This window comes from Porcipelethomonas ammoniilytica, from assembly GCF_025567485.1.
GTDB lineage: Bacteria > Bacillota > Clostridia > Oscillospirales > Ruminococcaceae > Porcipelethomonas > Porcipelethomonas ammoniilytica.
The window spans coordinates 1-14,046 of sequence record NZ_JAOQKH010000021.1; the positions used below are offsets into that span (position 1 = coordinate 1).

The 14,046-nt window shown below is 37.7% G+C and carries 24 protein-coding genes; all 24 read left to right on the top strand.

Annotated elements, in window-relative coordinates; genetic code table 11:
• Positions 1-41: 41 nt before the first annotated feature.
• The 24 genes from OCV67_RS11510 (at position 42) to OCV67_RS11625 (ending at position 13,959) form a co-directional block, all read left to right on the top strand.
• Complete coding sequence (locus tag OCV67_RS11510) at positions 42-434, top strand: hypothetical protein (RefSeq protein WP_147644111.1); 393 nt, start codon at positions 42-44, stop codon at positions 432-434.
• The gene (locus OCV67_RS11515) at positions 427-561 is read left to right on the top strand and encodes a hypothetical protein (protein ID WP_262644589.1); all 135 of its coding nucleotides are present in this window, start codon (positions 427-429) and stop codon (positions 559-561) included. The genes OCV67_RS11510 and OCV67_RS11515 overlap by 8 nt, the downstream gene beginning before the upstream one ends.
• Before the next feature lie 3 nt (positions 562-564).
• Positions 565-927: a YopX family protein gene (locus tag OCV67_RS11520; protein ID WP_147644112.1), complete on the top strand. Its 363-nt coding sequence runs from the start codon at positions 565-567 to the stop codon at positions 925-927.
• Complete coding sequence (locus OCV67_RS11525) at positions 920-1,120, top strand: Lar family restriction alleviation protein (RefSeq protein WP_147644113.1); 201 nt, start codon at positions 920-922, stop codon at positions 1,118-1,120. Before OCV67_RS11520 ends, OCV67_RS11525 begins: the two co-directional genes overlap by 8 nt.
• Before the next feature lie 137 nt (positions 1,121-1,257).
• Entirely contained in the window at positions 1,258-1,683 is a 426-nt protein-coding gene (locus tag OCV67_RS11530) for a hypothetical protein (RefSeq protein ID WP_147644114.1), read from the top strand.
• A gap of 65 nt (positions 1,684-1,748) precedes the next feature.
• Entirely contained in the window at positions 1,749-1,922 is a 174-nt protein-coding gene (locus OCV67_RS11535) for a hypothetical protein (RefSeq protein WP_178085118.1), read from the top strand.
• Complete coding sequence (locus OCV67_RS11540; protein WP_147644115.1) at positions 1,912-2,343, top strand: hypothetical protein; 432 nt, start codon at positions 1,912-1,914, stop codon at positions 2,341-2,343. Before OCV67_RS11535 ends, OCV67_RS11540 begins: the two co-directional genes overlap by 11 nt.
• 413 nt (positions 2,344-2,756) lie before the next feature.
• Positions 2,757-3,311 (top strand): terminase small subunit, encoded by a 555-nt coding sequence (locus OCV67_RS11545; protein ID WP_147644116.1) that lies wholly within the window; start codon positions 2,757-2,759, stop codon positions 3,309-3,311.
• Positions 3,308-4,549, top strand: coding sequence for a PBSX family phage terminase large subunit (locus OCV67_RS11550; protein WP_147644117.1), 1,242 nt, complete (start codon positions 3,308-3,310; stop codon positions 4,547-4,549). The genes OCV67_RS11545 and OCV67_RS11550 overlap by 4 nt, the downstream gene beginning before the upstream one ends.
• Before the next feature lie 13 nt (positions 4,550-4,562).
• Positions 4,563-6,071, top strand: a complete 1,509-nt coding sequence (locus tag OCV67_RS11555; protein ID WP_147644118.1) for a phage portal protein — start codon at positions 4,563-4,565, stop codon at positions 6,069-6,071.
• The gene (locus OCV67_RS11560) at positions 6,072-6,584 is read left to right on the top strand and encodes a hypothetical protein (RefSeq protein WP_147644119.1); all 513 of its coding nucleotides are present in this window, start codon (positions 6,072-6,074) and stop codon (positions 6,582-6,584) included.
• Positions 6,581-7,855, top strand: a complete 1,275-nt coding sequence (locus tag OCV67_RS11565) for a polymorphic toxin type 50 domain-containing protein (protein WP_147644120.1) — start codon at positions 6,581-6,583, stop codon at positions 7,853-7,855. The genes OCV67_RS11560 and OCV67_RS11565 overlap by 4 nt, the downstream gene beginning before the upstream one ends.
• Positions 7,848-8,045, top strand: a complete 198-nt coding sequence (locus OCV67_RS11570; protein ID WP_147644121.1) for a hypothetical protein — start codon at positions 7,848-7,850, stop codon at positions 8,043-8,045. Before OCV67_RS11565 ends, OCV67_RS11570 begins: the two co-directional genes overlap by 8 nt.
• A gap of 52 nt (positions 8,046-8,097) precedes the next feature.
• Entirely contained in the window at positions 8,098-8,295 is a 198-nt protein-coding gene (locus tag OCV67_RS11575; protein WP_147644122.1) for a hypothetical protein, read from the top strand.
• 73 nt (positions 8,296-8,368) lie between these two features.
• Complete coding sequence (locus OCV67_RS11580; protein ID WP_147644123.1) at positions 8,369-8,665, top strand: DUF4406 domain-containing protein; 297 nt, start codon at positions 8,369-8,371, stop codon at positions 8,663-8,665.
• A gap of 95 nt (positions 8,666-8,760) precedes the next feature.
• On the top strand, positions 8,761-9,420 hold the full coding sequence (locus OCV67_RS11585; protein WP_147644124.1) for a phage scaffolding protein: 660 nt from the start codon (positions 8,761-8,763) through the stop codon (positions 9,418-9,420).
• 19 nt (positions 9,421-9,439) lie between these two features.
• Positions 9,440-10,456, top strand: coding sequence for a N4-gp56 family major capsid protein (locus OCV67_RS11590; protein ID WP_147644125.1), 1,017 nt, complete (start codon positions 9,440-9,442; stop codon positions 10,454-10,456).
• A gap of 12 nt (positions 10,457-10,468) precedes the next feature.
• On the top strand, positions 10,469-10,993 hold the full coding sequence (locus tag OCV67_RS11595) for a hypothetical protein (protein WP_147644126.1): 525 nt from the start codon (positions 10,469-10,471) through the stop codon (positions 10,991-10,993).
• A 1-nt stretch (position 10,994) separates the two neighbouring features.
• A complete protein-coding gene (locus OCV67_RS11600; protein WP_147644127.1) occupies positions 10,995-11,333 on the top strand; it encodes a phage head completion protein in 339 nt (112 codons plus the stop codon).
• Positions 11,333-11,743 carry an HK97 gp10 family phage protein gene (locus tag OCV67_RS11605; protein ID WP_147644128.1) on the top strand — a complete coding sequence of 137 codons (411 nt, stop codon included), beginning with the start codon at positions 11,333-11,335 and terminating at the stop codon, positions 11,741-11,743. Before OCV67_RS11600 ends, OCV67_RS11605 begins: the two co-directional genes overlap by 1 nt.
• Positions 11,740-12,117: a hypothetical protein gene (locus OCV67_RS11610; protein WP_147644129.1), complete on the top strand. Its 378-nt coding sequence runs from the start codon at positions 11,740-11,742 to the stop codon at positions 12,115-12,117. The genes OCV67_RS11605 and OCV67_RS11610 overlap by 4 nt, the downstream gene beginning before the upstream one ends.
• A 1-nt stretch (position 12,118) precedes the next feature.
• Positions 12,119-12,856, top strand: a complete 738-nt coding sequence (locus tag OCV67_RS11615) for a hypothetical protein (protein ID WP_147644130.1) — start codon at positions 12,119-12,121, stop codon at positions 12,854-12,856.
• A gap of 417 nt (positions 12,857-13,273) precedes the next feature.
• Positions 13,274-13,666 (top strand): hypothetical protein, encoded by a 393-nt coding sequence (locus tag OCV67_RS11620; protein WP_147644131.1) that lies wholly within the window; start codon positions 13,274-13,276, stop codon positions 13,664-13,666.
• Positions 13,667-13,677: 11 nt separating this feature from the next.
• Positions 13,678-13,959: a hypothetical protein gene (locus OCV67_RS11625; protein WP_147644132.1), complete on the top strand. Its 282-nt coding sequence runs from the start codon at positions 13,678-13,680 to the stop codon at positions 13,957-13,959.
• Positions 13,960-14,046: the final 87 nt, after the last annotated feature.

Sequence of the window (14,046 nt, forward strand, 5' to 3'; positions counted from 1 at the left end):
CATGGCTGGAAAGAGGCGGTTAATTCTCTGGAGGAGTATTTATGCGGACAAAGGAAATAGAACTTTCTGCTGCTAAAAACATTCCGCCGCCTAAGTACCTGACAATGCCGGAGATGTGTTTTTATATAACGTTGAGGTCGTTATACAGATATTACAAAAAAGGCGAGATTTCAAAAAATGACGCCAAAGCTGACAAGCAGCAGATAATAGGTAAATGTACGGAATTTGAAGCGGCTTATGAACAATGGTGTTCGGTATACAAATCGTATCAGGATAATGTCCGCAAGGCAGGAACGCTGATTAATGATATTGAAAAATCAGACAATGCGGAAGATATCGCCGTATTGGCATGCGAGGTAATAGGTATTATGACGGGTGACGCAAGTTTTTACCCAAGGCAGAAGAAAAAATTAAAAGGAGAACGCCATGAATGAAACTGAAAGAATTATATCAAGTTTGTATGAACAATGGAATGTGATTCGTGTAATGATTGTAGTTTTGTTTATGAAGAAACAGGTATATGTAAATGGAAACACGCCGATGAAGTTGAGGAGGTATTGAAAGATGAATAGAGAGATATTATTCAGGGGGAAAACAGGCGATGAATGGGTTTACGGTGATTTAAGCCGCTTAAAAAATGCAATAACAATAACTAAAAGAAATTTTATATATCCGTATATAGTCATGCCCGAAACAGTAGGACAATTTACTGGATTAACAGACAAGAACGGCGTTAAGATTTTTGAGGGGGATATTTTAAAATTCAGATCGGGAATTTATTCTGTTGAATGGGATAATGAACACAGCAAATTTTTACAGAGAGACGGGCAATTTAGCAGAGAACTTCACATTTGGATTGCAAAATCAGAAATTGTCGGCAATATCCATGATAATCCCGAATTGCTGAAAGGAGAAGAAAATGAATGAAAAATTAAAACCGTGTCCGTTTTGTGGTGGCTGCGTTGAAGCTGTTAAGAGAATTATTAATTCTGAAACAATATATTTTATCAAGTGTCACAAATGTGGTGCGACAGTGAGTTTTGATAATTTGGTATGCAATAATAATCCGATAAAATCCATTGATTATTGGAACAGGAGGGCTGAAAATGCCGAAGTGTGAGAAATGTTATCATACATGCCTCAAAACACCGTCTAAAATGCGTTATAATCAATTTTGAATGTGTTATAATGGAATTACAGGGTTAAAATCAAAACGCCTAAAAACGGGTGTAAAATTGAAATATGGAGGATTAGAAAATGAATAATAATATTTTTATAAAATGTCAACAACAGGCACTGACGAGCGACCATGCAGGGGTGTTAAGATTAGACGATGGCAGGGTATTATTAACGGCAGACGGATTTACGGTGGTCGTGATACCGCAGGAGGATCTCATGCTTGATGTAAGTCGATTTGTATGTTTGTCAAAAAGAGTTTTAGACGGCATAGACAAAGTACCGGAGTTAAAGCTGACTTGCGATTGTAAATATACGCCCCCTAATAAAATAGTCAGACGGCTAAAGTTAGATTCGGACAAATCCGTATATGTAAACGATAAATACATAAAATTTTTCGGTACTGGGGTAAGTTACAAAGGAGACGAATGGAGAGTTTTTGTTTACGAAAAAAGTACTGATGAATTAATTGGATTAATATTGCCGATCCGCTTAAAGGAGGATTAGAAAATGTCAGCACATAAAAGATTTACACGTATATGCGTTTCAAGCTAAAAGAATGGAGGATTAAAATGTCAACACAAACATATGTAATCTATGACAAATACAACGGACATATAGTTTGTGACATCAAGGATAATTACAGAATTTTTGACAACGCAGTTAAGGCAGAACAGTACATACGGGATAAGAATTTGAATCAAATTGATTTCGTGGTTGAGAGGAGTGACAAGTTTGACTGCTAAGGAATATCTAAGTCAAGGATTTTATTTGGATAAGGAAATCAATGAAAAAATACTTGAAATTGAGAAATTAGTATCAGATATGTGCAGATGCACTCAACAATTTTCAGATATGCCGCCAGACGAACATAATGATAACAGCACGGAACTAAAAATGGCGAATTACATTGATAAACACAATGAATTAGAAAATGAAATTAATGACGAAATAGATCAGCTAGACAGAATTAAATCTGAAATACGCAAGCGTATTCTCAAAGTAAAAAATCCTAAATGCCGTTTGGTTTTGCTGAAGCGATATTGGAGATTTTTGAAGTGGGAACAGATTCAGGAGGAAATGGGGTATATGGAATTAAAGAGCGTTTACAATGTGCACAAGAAAGCGTTATCAGAATTTATTAAAATAAATGGGAATTATTTTTAAATTACATTGAATTACACTATGATTTAATGTTATGATATATACATAGAAATAGGGCGAAAGCAGCACCGCCCTGTTTCTACCTCTCTTCTACATTGTTTTATTCCTTGATTTACAGCCGTCCGGATCATGACGGCTGTTATGCAGTCAATAGTTTCGGTCGGTGCAACTCCGATAGGCTGCGCCAATAATTTGTATATTTTTGAAGATAAGATACAAACTATTTTTTGAGGTGATAAATGTGATTGAAAAAGAAATTAAGTCTAATTCAGAAGCAAAGGAAACCAAGAAAAATATTAATCAGAATCAGGAACACAACGTCAAAAAAGAAGCGTTGGGTCCTAATACAAGAAGATAATTATAAGCATCTCCCCGGAGGTGCTTTTCTTATACCCAAACGAAAGGACGGTGAGGTAATGCCGAAACAAACAAAACTAACCGAAAAACAAAAGCGTTTTTGTGAGGAGTACCTCATCGACTTAAACGCAACGCAGGCGGCTATTCGTGCAGGGTATTCGCCTAAGACAGCTGAGCAAGCAGCGGCAAGGTTGTTAAGGAATGTTAAGGTACAAGAGTACTTGAACATCCTCCGCGAAAAGCAGTCAGAACGAACACAGATAACTGCCGATATGGTCTTGAATGAACTTGCGGCTATTGCCTTTACAGACCGCACGGAACTTGCTCAGGTCGTACACAGGCAAGGCAAAGATGAAGAAACAGGAGAGCCTTATGAATATTCCGCTGTTGAACTTACTCAAACAAAAGACTTGCCTGATACTGCAAAAAAGACTATTGCAGGAATAAAACAAGGAAGAAATGGCGTTGAGGTTTCTTCATACGATAAGATCAAAGCCCTTGAGCTTTTAGGTAAGCACATAGGAATGTTCAGTGAGCGTAAAGAAGATGAAGCTTCAAAGGAACAGGAAACCCCTAAACTTTACGAAGCTTTAACGGAGGATAACAGCAAATGACCTTTAAAAAATTATCTCCTAAACAAAAAACCGTTTTCAAATGGTGCTATAAGGACGATTACAAGGCGATTATTTGCGATGGTGCTGTACGTTCGGGCAAAACCATTTGCATGATTACATCATTTATTTTATGGGCTATGAGACGCTTTGACGGCGCAACATTCGGTATATGCGGTAAAACTGTACGTTCGGCAGAACGTAATATAATCATGCCGTTGCAGTCAATTGTTGACATTACCCATTATTTCAAGGTGACTTATACCCGTTCTGTTAATTTGCTGACTGTTGAAGGTATGGGAAAGAAAAATTATTTTTATGTTTTTGGCGGTAAGGACGAATCGTCTTACATGCTGATTCAAGGCATCACGTTAAGTGGTGTCTTTTTTGATGAAGTAGCGTTAATGCCTCGTTCATTTGTTGAACAGGCAGTAACAAGAACACTTTCAGTCGAACAAGCTAAATTATGGTTTAACTGCAATCCGGACAATCAATTCCATTGGTTCTATACCGAATGGATTCAGAAAGCTGATGAAAAAAACGCACTGCATTTACATTTTTTGATGTCAGATAATCCTATTCTCTCCCCTGCCCAGTTGGAATCTGCTGAAAAACAATTTACAGGAGTGTTTCATGACAGATATATTAAGGGACTGTGGGTATTAGCGGAGGGGGTTATATATGATATGTTTTCAAAACAGAAGCATGTACTTTCTGAATTACCCAAAATTGATGATAATAATGCAAAATACATTTCCGTGGACTATGGCACGCTGAATCCTACTGCATTTTTATTGTGGGAAAAAGCAAAAGACGGAAGATGGATTTGTACCAAAGAATATTATTATGACGGCAGATTAAAAGGCGTGCAAAAAACTGATGAAGAATATGCGGAGGATATGATTGAATTTATTGGCGATAAAAAAATAAGATTGATTATCGTAGACCCATCGGCGGCAAGCTTTATAGCGTGTCTGAGACGAAAAGGACTTCCGGTGGGCAAAGCTGATAACGATGTTTTGGAAGGAATTAGATTTACAAGTTCACTTCTTGAGGGTGAAAAGATTTCGTTTATGAATTGCTGCACGAATGCCATTTCAGAATTTACCGCGTATGTTTGGGACGAAAAAGCGGCTAAACATGGTGACGATAAACCGGTTAAAGAACATGACCACGCTATGGACGCAGTAAGGTATTTTTGTAATACGATATTAAACAAGAAAAATCAATGGCTTTATTAATGGAGGTGAAAAAATGCTGACAGCTGAGGAAATACAGCGGATCATTTCAGAGGATTACAGTTCTGAAAAGAAACTGCACGCAAGAAAAGGACAGTCATATTATGAAGGGGAGCATGATATAAAAGACTACCGTTTATTTTATTACAACGATGACGGAATTTTGATTGAAGATAAGTACAGAGCAAATTACAGGATTCCACATGCTTTCTTTGCCGAACTTGTAGATCAGGCGGTACAGTATATGCTTTCGGGTGATGAATACATAAAATCGGATATACCGGAACTTCAACAAGAACTGGACGATTATTTCAACTGCAATGAAGATTTTACCGCCGAATTATCGGAAACGCTTACGGGCTGCATATCTAAGGGATTTGAATACATGTACGCCTATAAAAATTCCGAAGATAGAATTGCATTTCAGTGTGCCGATTCTTTGGGGGTAGTTGAGGTTCGATCAAAGGATACTGACAGCGATACGGATTGCGTAATTTACAAATATATAGACCGCATTGAAAAAGGGTATAAAAAAATAGCGAAAATTCAGGTATGGGATAAAGAACAGGTTTATTATTTTGTTCAGAGTAACGATGGAAAAATTGAAAAAGACGAATCAGAAAAAATAAATCCCAGACCTCATACTTTATATTCAAAGGGTGAAAAGACGTATTTTAAGGGATTCGGATTTATTCCGTTTTTCCGTCTGGACAATAACAAAAAGCAAATTACAGGACTAAAAGCCGTAAAAGACCTGATTGATGATTACGACTTAATGGCTTCAAGTCTTTCAAATAATCTTGCTGATTTTGATACTCCGGTATATGCAGTAAAGGGTTTTCAGGGCAACGACCTCAACGAATTGCAGCAGAATTTAAAGACCAAAAAGATGATCGGAGTTGGGGAAGACGGTGATGTTGATGTAAAAACCGTTGATATACCGTATCAGGCAAGACAAGCCAAGCTTGAACTTGATGAGAAAAATATTTACCGATTTGGAATGGGGCTTAATACTTCCGGATTGAAAGATACCAACGCTACAACCAATATTGCGATCAAGGCGGCATACTCACTGCTTGACCTGAAATGTTCAAAGCTTGAAATCCGATTAAAGCAATTTTTGAGAAAACTTTTAAAGCCGGTACTTGACGAAATAAATAAGCATAACAAGACCGATTATCAAATGAAAGACGTTTATTTTAATTTTAAGCGTGAAGTTATGAGCAATGCGCAGGAAAACGCACAAATTAAACTTACAGAAGCGCAGGAACAGTCTGTGAGAATCAATACGCTGCTGAATCTTGCGGCGCAGCTTGACAGTGAAACGCTTATGCAGAACATATGCGAGGTACTTGATATTGATTACGAAGAAATTAAGGATAGGCTTCCGGATTTGGAAAACGCAGACGAAAGTCTTTTAGCTGCCGAATCGGCAATTGAAGGAGAAGATATATCAGACGAAGAACAGCAAACACAGCAAGCCGTACTTGACATGTTAGAAAGTTTATTAGAGGAGTTGGGTTAAATGGCATATGCAAGTAAATATTATGACCCCGTAAAGGCGCACGAGTATTATGAAAAGCATAAAAAGCTTAAAGGTCGGCAATCCACAAAAGGCATGACGAATTCCCAAAAGGAAATGGCGGCGTATGTCAAGGATAAGCTGAGTGCAGAGAAAAAGCAGAAGCTTGAAAGCGTAACCAAAAAGGCACAGGAGCAAAGAGCAGATGTTACCGCTGCTGCCAAGGCAAAAAGAGAAATGTTTGCGAAGTCATGTTTCAATATAATTACCAGTCTCAGAACTAAATTGCAAAATATGAATCCGGATCAAAAGAAGTTTGCCAGGCAGCGTATTCAGGAGGAAATTTCTAAAGTACGGGAAACATATGCAAAAAGAAAAGCGGGTGTTACATCTGATGCAAAAAATCAGAGAAACTCAATAAGCGCTTCTGCTAAAACGGAAAAGGCAAATATACGTACTGATTACAATAATAAATATGCCGAAGCTCTTAAGGATATAAGGAAAAACGCAAAATGAATAATCGGCAAAAGGAACTGCTTAAACATCAGCTTAAAAGTGAAAAAGAGATACTTTCTGAATTGAAAAAGATTTATGAATCGTCTCTTTCAGAAATTGACGAAAAAATAAAGATACTTTTATCCGATGAACTTACACAGTCAAAAATTTATCGGATAGAATATCAGAAAGCGTTAAAAGGTCAGGTTTCGGCTATACTTGAAAATCTAAACAACAATCAATATGAATCGGTAAGCGATTACTTGAAAGATTGTTATGAAGACGGATTTATTGGTACGCTTTACGATTTGCAGGGGCAGGGAATACCGTTGATTTTTCCTATTAATCAGGAAGAAATTGTTGAAGCCATAATACTTGACAGTAAAATTTCCGAGGGACTTTATACTAAAATGGGAAATAACGTAAGCGATCTGAAAAAGCGTATTTCTTCCGAGATATCAAGAGGAATATCGACAGCTTCGCCGTATGCTGAAATAGCCCGTAATATACGCAGTCATGCAAATATCACGGTCAATCAGTCAATGAGAATAGTAAGAACAGAGGGTAACAGGATACATAATCGTTCCGCTCTCGATGCCGCTTTAAAAGCAAAAGCGAGAGGAGCGGATACCGTTAAAGTCTGGGACGCTACCCTTGATGGTGTGACACGCCCGCATCACAGACAGCTTGACGGTCAGGTAAGAGAACTGGAGGAAGATTTTGAAGTAGATGGTTTGACTGCGTGTGCTCCGCTGAATTTTGGAGTTGCGGCGGAGGATTGTAATTGCAGATGCGTTTTACTTACAAAGCCCCGATGGGATTTAGACGGCGCATTTACTAAGCGGAATAATGAAACCGGCGAGCTGATGCATTTTGATAATGTAAAAGATTACTATGATTTTAAGCAAAAGTACTGGGATTATATTGACAATTCCGGTGGAAGTGGTATAATAAAAGAAGAAACAGTAAATGGCAACATAAAGCTTGAAATAAATCACGAAAAACAAGCAAGGCATATTAAAGGTGAACCTGAATATAAAGAAGGTAAAAGTTATCTTACTATTTCTGAAAAGGAAACTCAGGAGATTATAAATCATAAAAGCGGAACTGGAAAACTGATTTACGATAGAAAAGGAAATTGGAAAAACAAAGAATTAATTGAATGTGAAAAGGAAATTGGTGTAGACGTTGACATTAATACCGGAATTGAAACCCCAACGGATAAAGCAACGATTCATTATTCAAAAACCGGAACACATTTAGTTCCGAGAAAGGAGGAAAGTCATGATTGATTTGCGAAATTATTTGTTTAAAGATGTAGTATTAATTGATATTGATAATAAGCGGTGGGAAGGTCATGTTTTTTCCTTTCATGATGCCGAGGATAATGATGATAATGAATACTCTATTACATTAGAAGTTCCTGATAATAATTTAATAGAATTTACAAAGTCAGAAATAATATCTATAAAAATTGTATAACATAAACCGCCCGAATAAGGCGGTTTTCTTATGCGTAAAAAGAGGTGATAAAATGAAATGCCCGTATAATAGAAAGTCTGAAACTCAATTGCAAAACTGGAATCAGAATCCAGATGACAATCAGAATTTTACAGATGGCAAAATAGTAACTCAGACAGTTTTTGAACTCATGGATTGTGAAAAAGAAAATTGCGGAGCATGGCATGACGGAAAGTGCTGCTATGCGGCTGTTAGTTTATGTAATGAATAAAAATAAATAGTTTATTAGCGTCTCGAAAGAGGTGCTTTTTTTATACCCAAAATTTAAGAAAGAGGTCAACTTTATGAAAAAATTATTTATTTCACAGCCAATGCGAGGAAAAACAGACGAAGAAATTCTCCGAGAGCGAAACGAAGCGATTACAATTGCTAAGGATATCATGAAAGATGATATTGAAGTTATTGATTCATTTTTTCAAAACGCTCCTGCTGAAACTAAGCCTTTATGGTTTCTCGGTAAGTCGATTGAACTTCTTTCATCTGCTGATGTGGTTTACTTCTGCAAAGGCTGGAATGATGCAAGAGGTTGCAGAATTGAGCACGAATGTGCTAAAGAATATGGCATTGATATAATTGAATAGTTGATTAAGCACTTCACCGAGGTGCTTTTTATATGTCCCGTGCGGTCACGCACTGCCCTGAGCAAGGCGTAAAACTGCTTAGAAAGGAGATTTAAATGGAATTTTTAAAGGCAATTCTGGGCGATGAACTGTACTCTCAATTTGAATCTAAAATCAATGAGTATAACGGTTCAGAAGCCAACAAGGACAAACAGGTGAAAATCGGAAATATCAGTACCGGAGAATATGTAAATAAAAGCGATTACGATGCTTTAAATGAAACTCTCAAAGGTAAGGAAACTGAACTTGCCACAGCTAATACGCTTATTGCAGATTTGAAAAAAGCAACAAACGGCAATGAGGATTTACAAGCTAAAATTTCCGGCTATGAAACCGATATTATCAATCTACAGGAGCAGCTTGAAGAAACCAGACTCAAATCCGCTGTTAAAGTCGCGTTGCTTTCCGCAAAAGCTGCCGATGTGGATTATCTTACATTCAAGCTGAATGAAAAAGGCGAAAAACTAGAACTTGATGAAAACGGTGATATCAAAGGTTGGGAGGATAAGCTTTCCGGACTGAAAACACAGTTCCCGAAAATGTTTGAATCTGGTGAAAACAACGGTGGCTTTAAGGTTTTGGGAGACAACAGACTTCCCGGCGGCAGAGAAGAAAATACATTAACTAAGGATGAAATTCTGAAGAAACCCTATGCGGAAAGGGCAGCTTTATATGCTGAAAATCCTGATGCATATAATGAAGCCATGAAAAATTAAGAAAGGCAGGTAATTTATTATGTCAGTAACTAAATTAAATGACATTATTAATCCACAAGTAATGGGAGATATGATTGAAGCAAAAACGGTAGCACTATGTAAGCTTACTCCTTATGCAAAGGTTGATACTACATTACAGGGCACAGCCGGTGATACAAAGACAGTACCATCATGGAATTATGTAGGTGATGCTGAGGACTTTGACCCTGAGCAGGGGAACGAAATGCAGACTGCAAAGCTAACAGCTTCAAGCACAACATTCACAATCAAGTGTGCCGGTAAGTCAATTTCGATTTATCAGACAGCTATTAACAGCGGTTTGGGAAATCCGATCGGTCAGGCTGAAACACAGCTTTCAAAATCCATAGCCGGCAAGGTAGACAATGACGTACTTGATGCGGCATACACAGGTACTAATATTTATGCGGCTTCAACACTTGCGGCAGTTTCCTATGATGGAATTGTCGATGCAAACGCAAAGTTTGAAGATGAAGAGGACGGAATTGAAAAGGTGATGTTTATCAATCCGGCACAAGAAGCAACGCTTCTCAAAGACGATGATTTCCTGTCGGCTGATAAATTCACAAGCGGTGTTGCAGTAAACGGTGCAATCGGTAAGATAGCAGGCTGTTGGATTAAGAAGTCCAAAAAGGTAAAGCTTATTCAGTACGAAAAGGCAGAAGATGGTACGATTACGATTGTTGCAGAGAACGGCACAGAATCCTCTACAGCTAAGAAACTTTCAACAGTTCAGCCGTATTGCCAGGCAAAGCTTGGGGTGGGTGATAAAGTAAATTCCGTTGCAGCAGCTTCACAGTATTATCTTTGTCCGATTATAAAGTTACAGCCGGATAATCCGGAAACTGAGTATACAGAAGACGAGCTACCGGCACTGACAATCTTCCTGAAAAAGGACACTCAGGTTGATCATGAATGGTTCCCGAAAGCACAGCGTCATGACATTACAGCCGCAAAATATTATGGAGTAGCATTAACAAATGACGCTAAAATTGTACTTGCAAAGTTTAAGAAATAAGGTGATTTTTTTATGATTATCTCAGCTGCTGATTTAAAGCAGTACATAGAGACAGAAGAATCCGATTCGGTGCTTGAAGTAAAGCTTCAGGCACTGGAATCATTAATTCGTAAATACACAAATAATAACTTTCAGGTGCGTTCTATACGCTCTCAGTCTGCGGTACTGGATAATCAAATATTAACTCCTCCGCAGTATCTTAAAATTGGGGATACCATTCAGATTTCTGATAGTCTGCTGAATAACGGAGTATATACAGTCAAAGAAATTTCCGAAAAGGGGATCATTGCTGACAGTGATCTGATTGATTGTCAGAAGAATCTAATAACAAAAGTGGAGTATCCGCCCGATGTTATAATGGGTGTGGTGAATATGCTGAAATGGGACTTGCAGAATCGTGACAAGGTGGGGATTCAGTCAGAAACAATATCAAGGCATTCAGTGACATATTTTAATATGGACAGTGATAATTCGATTATGGGTTATCCAAAATCCCTGTTAGGCTTTTTGAAACCGTATATAAAGGCGAGGTTTTAGCATGAAAGGGATAGGCGGTAATATTAAAGCGGATTTTCAAGTTTTCAAATCAACAACAAATGAAATCGGCGAAGCTGTAAAGGTGTGGGAAACAGTCCAGACAGTAACGGGCTTTCTTGATATGTCGGGCGGTGATTCTAAATACAATACCTACAATGCTAAAATACAGGAGTCAACCCATATTTTTATTTGTGACTATGTACGTCTTGACAAGAGCATTTCTGCTGAAAAAAGCAGAGTTGTTATTAACGGCAAAATATACGATATCATGATTATTGACAATCCCATGGAACTGAATGAACAGTTGGAAATCTATCTGAAATTTACGGGAGGACAGTGATGAGTGTTGAATTAAAGGACGATTCCATTAAGGTTAAAGCCGCTTTGAATGATGCCACTGTAAAATTTCTATATGAGGCTGCGCAAGTAATACAATCTCAAGTTAAGCAAAACACTGCGGTTGATACAGGGCAATTAAAGGCATCGTGGAACTTTACTGTCGATGAATCCAAAGGAGAAGCCACAATTGGTTCTCCGGTTGAAAATGCAATATGGGAAGAATTTGGCACTGGTGAATACGCATTACACGGTGATGGCAGAAAAGGAGGCTGGGTATATGTTGATGAAAAAGGAGGGCACTTTACACGAGGTAAAAAACCCCGAAGAATGTTACATAATGCATTTGAGACAAAACGTTCCGCCATAGTCAAAGAGGCGGAGCGGATTATAAAATCGGAGATGGGAAAATGACGGTAAACGGACTTAAATTTATAGCCGACAAACTTAATGCCGCTGGAATCCCATATTGTTTTGAAGAATGGACAAAGGATATTCAGTATCCTTATTTTGTCGGTTCATATACTGAATCTGAGCCTATCAATGAGGACGGGGAAAGTAATAGTACATTTCTTCTTACAGGAACAACACGGGATTCATGGCTGAGTCTTGAGCAATCAAAAGCTGAAATAAAAAATATTTTTCCGGAAGACGGATTAACGGCGATACTCGAAGATAAAACGGGTATTGCCGTATTCTATACATCGTCAATGCCTGTTCCTACAGGAGTTGACGAACTTAAACGAATACAAATAAATTTAAAAGTAAAAGAATGGAGAGTGAAATAACATGGCAGGAATTAATGATGAAGTACTGCATTCAGGCATATCTAAAAATACACCGGGGAATATAATGTTTGGTGCCGGAACATTCCACAAGGGATTAAAATACGGCGAGCATTATGCACCGACAACTGATACGTATAAACACCCCGACAAAACCTATTACACTATATCAGGCGGTCCAAGCGGAGGAGCATCGTACACTGAAACTACTGACGAATCATTTATACAAAATAAAACATATTTTGAAAAATATACAGGCTGGAATCTGATAAGTACGGTAATAGGCGCAACAAGCGGCGGCACAAAGCTTTCCATTATACCGGAATTCAGCGATGTTGAAGTAGACGGAGCAACAGTAAAGGTAAAGGGATTAGCGGTAAAAACGGGTGAGACTGCTAAGGTTGAAGCCAATATTATTGAAGTAACGCCGGAAATACTGAAAATGATGGTTGTTGGCGCATTGAATACAGGGGGAGAGATATCTTCAAGATATACCGAGATAATTTCCAATCAAAAAATAAGCGAAGGCGATTACATAGAAAACCTTGGTTTTGTCGGAAAGACCCTTGACGGAAGAGATATTGTAGTTATATTTGAATACGCTCTCTGCACCAGCGGACTTGAAATTGAAGGTAAAAACAAAGAAGCTACAGTTATTAAGGCAACGTTTGAATGCTATGCTGATTTGACTAATAATCCTGTTACGTTGCCATACCATATTTATTATCCAAAAACGATATAAATTGACAAAATAATACTTTCGTGATATAATAAAAAAGTCCTGAATAAATCAGGACTTAAAAAGTGAATTGGGTTTCTGCATAAAACGGTAGGCGGTTTCTCCCTGACAAGGGAGGTGATAAGCCATGATGACATTTTCAGACTTATGTTTATTTGTCTCAATGCTCACAGGCGTTATCGCTCTTGTTTACAAAGTCGCAAAAGACATTTTTAACAAGAAGTAAAATTTTTCTACATAAAAGAAAAATAACCGCACTCTCTGCAAATTGTGACGGTTATTTTTAACTAACATTTCGGGGGAAAACCGCTTATCGCAGTCACCCTTTTCACTTTTATTATACCACAATTTCATAAAAAGTCAAGCGTTCTTTTTAGGACGCTTTTTTCATACTCAAAATTAAAAAGTGAGGTAAATAAAATGTCAGAAAAGAAATTTGAACTTAGAAAGCTTTGTGCAAAAGATATATTTGTAATGGTTAAAATTATTTCAAAAATCGGTATATCGGAATTTAAGAATTGTTTTAATACTCCATCTGTAAAAGGGAAGATAAGAGGCAACGCTGATTTTTCAGCGATAGGACTTGAAGTAATTATTGAAATGGTCGGTACAGTTCTGGAAAATATTCCGAGGTGTGAAACAGATATTTATTCATTCCTTGCAGATTTAAGCGGAATGAAGTCCAATGAAATATCTGAGTTGGGAATGAGTGAATTCGCAGAACTGATTGAAGCAGTTTTAACAAAGGAAGAATTTAAGGATTTTTTTACGGTTGTATCAAAATACTTGGTCAAGGAGGAGAAGCGGGAGTAAATTTCTTTGATATGATTTTCTCAAGATATTCATCTCCGTTTGACTTGCTTGACGGATATATACAAACTGGTCAGTTTACGAGTTTTATATCACAGTTTATAGATATACACGAAGAAGAAAAGGTATGGGAGATATGGCTTAACAAGGCTACAGGCAAAACATGGGGAGAATTCAGAGATTTAGTAATACCGCCGGAAATTGAAACTCCGGATATTTCTGAAATGCTTGCAGAATCAAGCCGCACTTTAGCAAATTTCAATCCTTATGAGGAGGTGAAACATGGAAATATTTAAACTATTTGGTAAAATCGCTGTTGATAATTCCGAAGCTAACAGGGCGATTGATGAAACTGTGGGGAACGTAGGAAACGCTGAACCAAG

Bases quoted from the DNA above. Each gene is read 5' to 3' on its own strand.
- OCV67_RS11510 (WP_147644111.1), top strand. From the start codon at position 42: ATGCGGACAAAGGAAATAGAACTTTCTGCTGCTAAAAACATTCCGCCG.
- OCV67_RS11515 (WP_262644589.1), top strand. From the start codon at position 427: ATGAATGAAACTGAAAGAATTATATCAAGTTTGTATGAACAATGGAAT.
- OCV67_RS11520 (WP_147644112.1), top strand. From the start codon at position 565: ATGAATAGAGAGATATTATTCAGGGGGAAAACAGGCGATGAATGGGTT.
- OCV67_RS11525 (WP_147644113.1), top strand. From the start codon at position 920: ATGAATGAAAAATTAAAACCGTGTCCGTTTTGTGGTGGCTGCGTTGAA.
- OCV67_RS11530 (WP_147644114.1), top strand. From the start codon at position 1,258: ATGAATAATAATATTTTTATAAAATGTCAACAACAGGCACTGACGAGC.
- OCV67_RS11535 (WP_178085118.1), top strand. From the start codon at position 1,749: ATGTCAACACAAACATATGTAATCTATGACAAATACAACGGACATATA.
- OCV67_RS11545 (WP_147644116.1), top strand. From the start codon at position 2,757: ATGCCGAAACAAACAAAACTAACCGAAAAACAAAAGCGTTTTTGTGAG.
- OCV67_RS11550 (WP_147644117.1), top strand. From the start codon at position 3,308: ATGACCTTTAAAAAATTATCTCCTAAACAAAAAACCGTTTTCAAATGG.
- OCV67_RS11555 (WP_147644118.1), top strand. From the start codon at position 4,563: ATGCTGACAGCTGAGGAAATACAGCGGATCATTTCAGAGGATTACAGT.
- OCV67_RS11560 (WP_147644119.1), top strand. From the start codon at position 6,072: ATGGCATATGCAAGTAAATATTATGACCCCGTAAAGGCGCACGAGTAT.
- OCV67_RS11565 (WP_147644120.1), top strand. From the start codon at position 6,581: ATGAATAATCGGCAAAAGGAACTGCTTAAACATCAGCTTAAAAGTGAA.
- OCV67_RS11570 (WP_147644121.1), top strand. From the start codon at position 7,848: ATGATTGATTTGCGAAATTATTTGTTTAAAGATGTAGTATTAATTGAT.
- OCV67_RS11575 (WP_147644122.1), top strand. From the start codon at position 8,098: ATGAAATGCCCGTATAATAGAAAGTCTGAAACTCAATTGCAAAACTGG.
- OCV67_RS11580 (WP_147644123.1), top strand. From the start codon at position 8,369: ATGAAAAAATTATTTATTTCACAGCCAATGCGAGGAAAAACAGACGAA.
- OCV67_RS11585 (WP_147644124.1), top strand. From the start codon at position 8,761: ATGGAATTTTTAAAGGCAATTCTGGGCGATGAACTGTACTCTCAATTT.
- OCV67_RS11590 (WP_147644125.1), top strand. From the start codon at position 9,440: ATGTCAGTAACTAAATTAAATGACATTATTAATCCACAAGTAATGGGA.
- OCV67_RS11595 (WP_147644126.1), top strand. From the start codon at position 10,469: ATGATTATCTCAGCTGCTGATTTAAAGCAGTACATAGAGACAGAAGAA.
- OCV67_RS11600 (WP_147644127.1), top strand. From the start codon at position 10,995: ATGAAAGGGATAGGCGGTAATATTAAAGCGGATTTTCAAGTTTTCAAA.
- OCV67_RS11605 (WP_147644128.1), top strand. From the start codon at position 11,333: ATGAGTGTTGAATTAAAGGACGATTCCATTAAGGTTAAAGCCGCTTTG.
- OCV67_RS11610 (WP_147644129.1), top strand. From the start codon at position 11,740: ATGACGGTAAACGGACTTAAATTTATAGCCGACAAACTTAATGCCGCT.
- OCV67_RS11615 (WP_147644130.1), top strand. From the start codon at position 12,119: ATGGCAGGAATTAATGATGAAGTACTGCATTCAGGCATATCTAAAAAT.
- OCV67_RS11620 (WP_147644131.1), top strand. From the start codon at position 13,274: ATGTCAGAAAAGAAATTTGAACTTAGAAAGCTTTGTGCAAAAGATATA.
- OCV67_RS11625 (WP_147644132.1), top strand. From the start codon at position 13,678: ATGATTTTCTCAAGATATTCATCTCCGTTTGACTTGCTTGACGGATAT.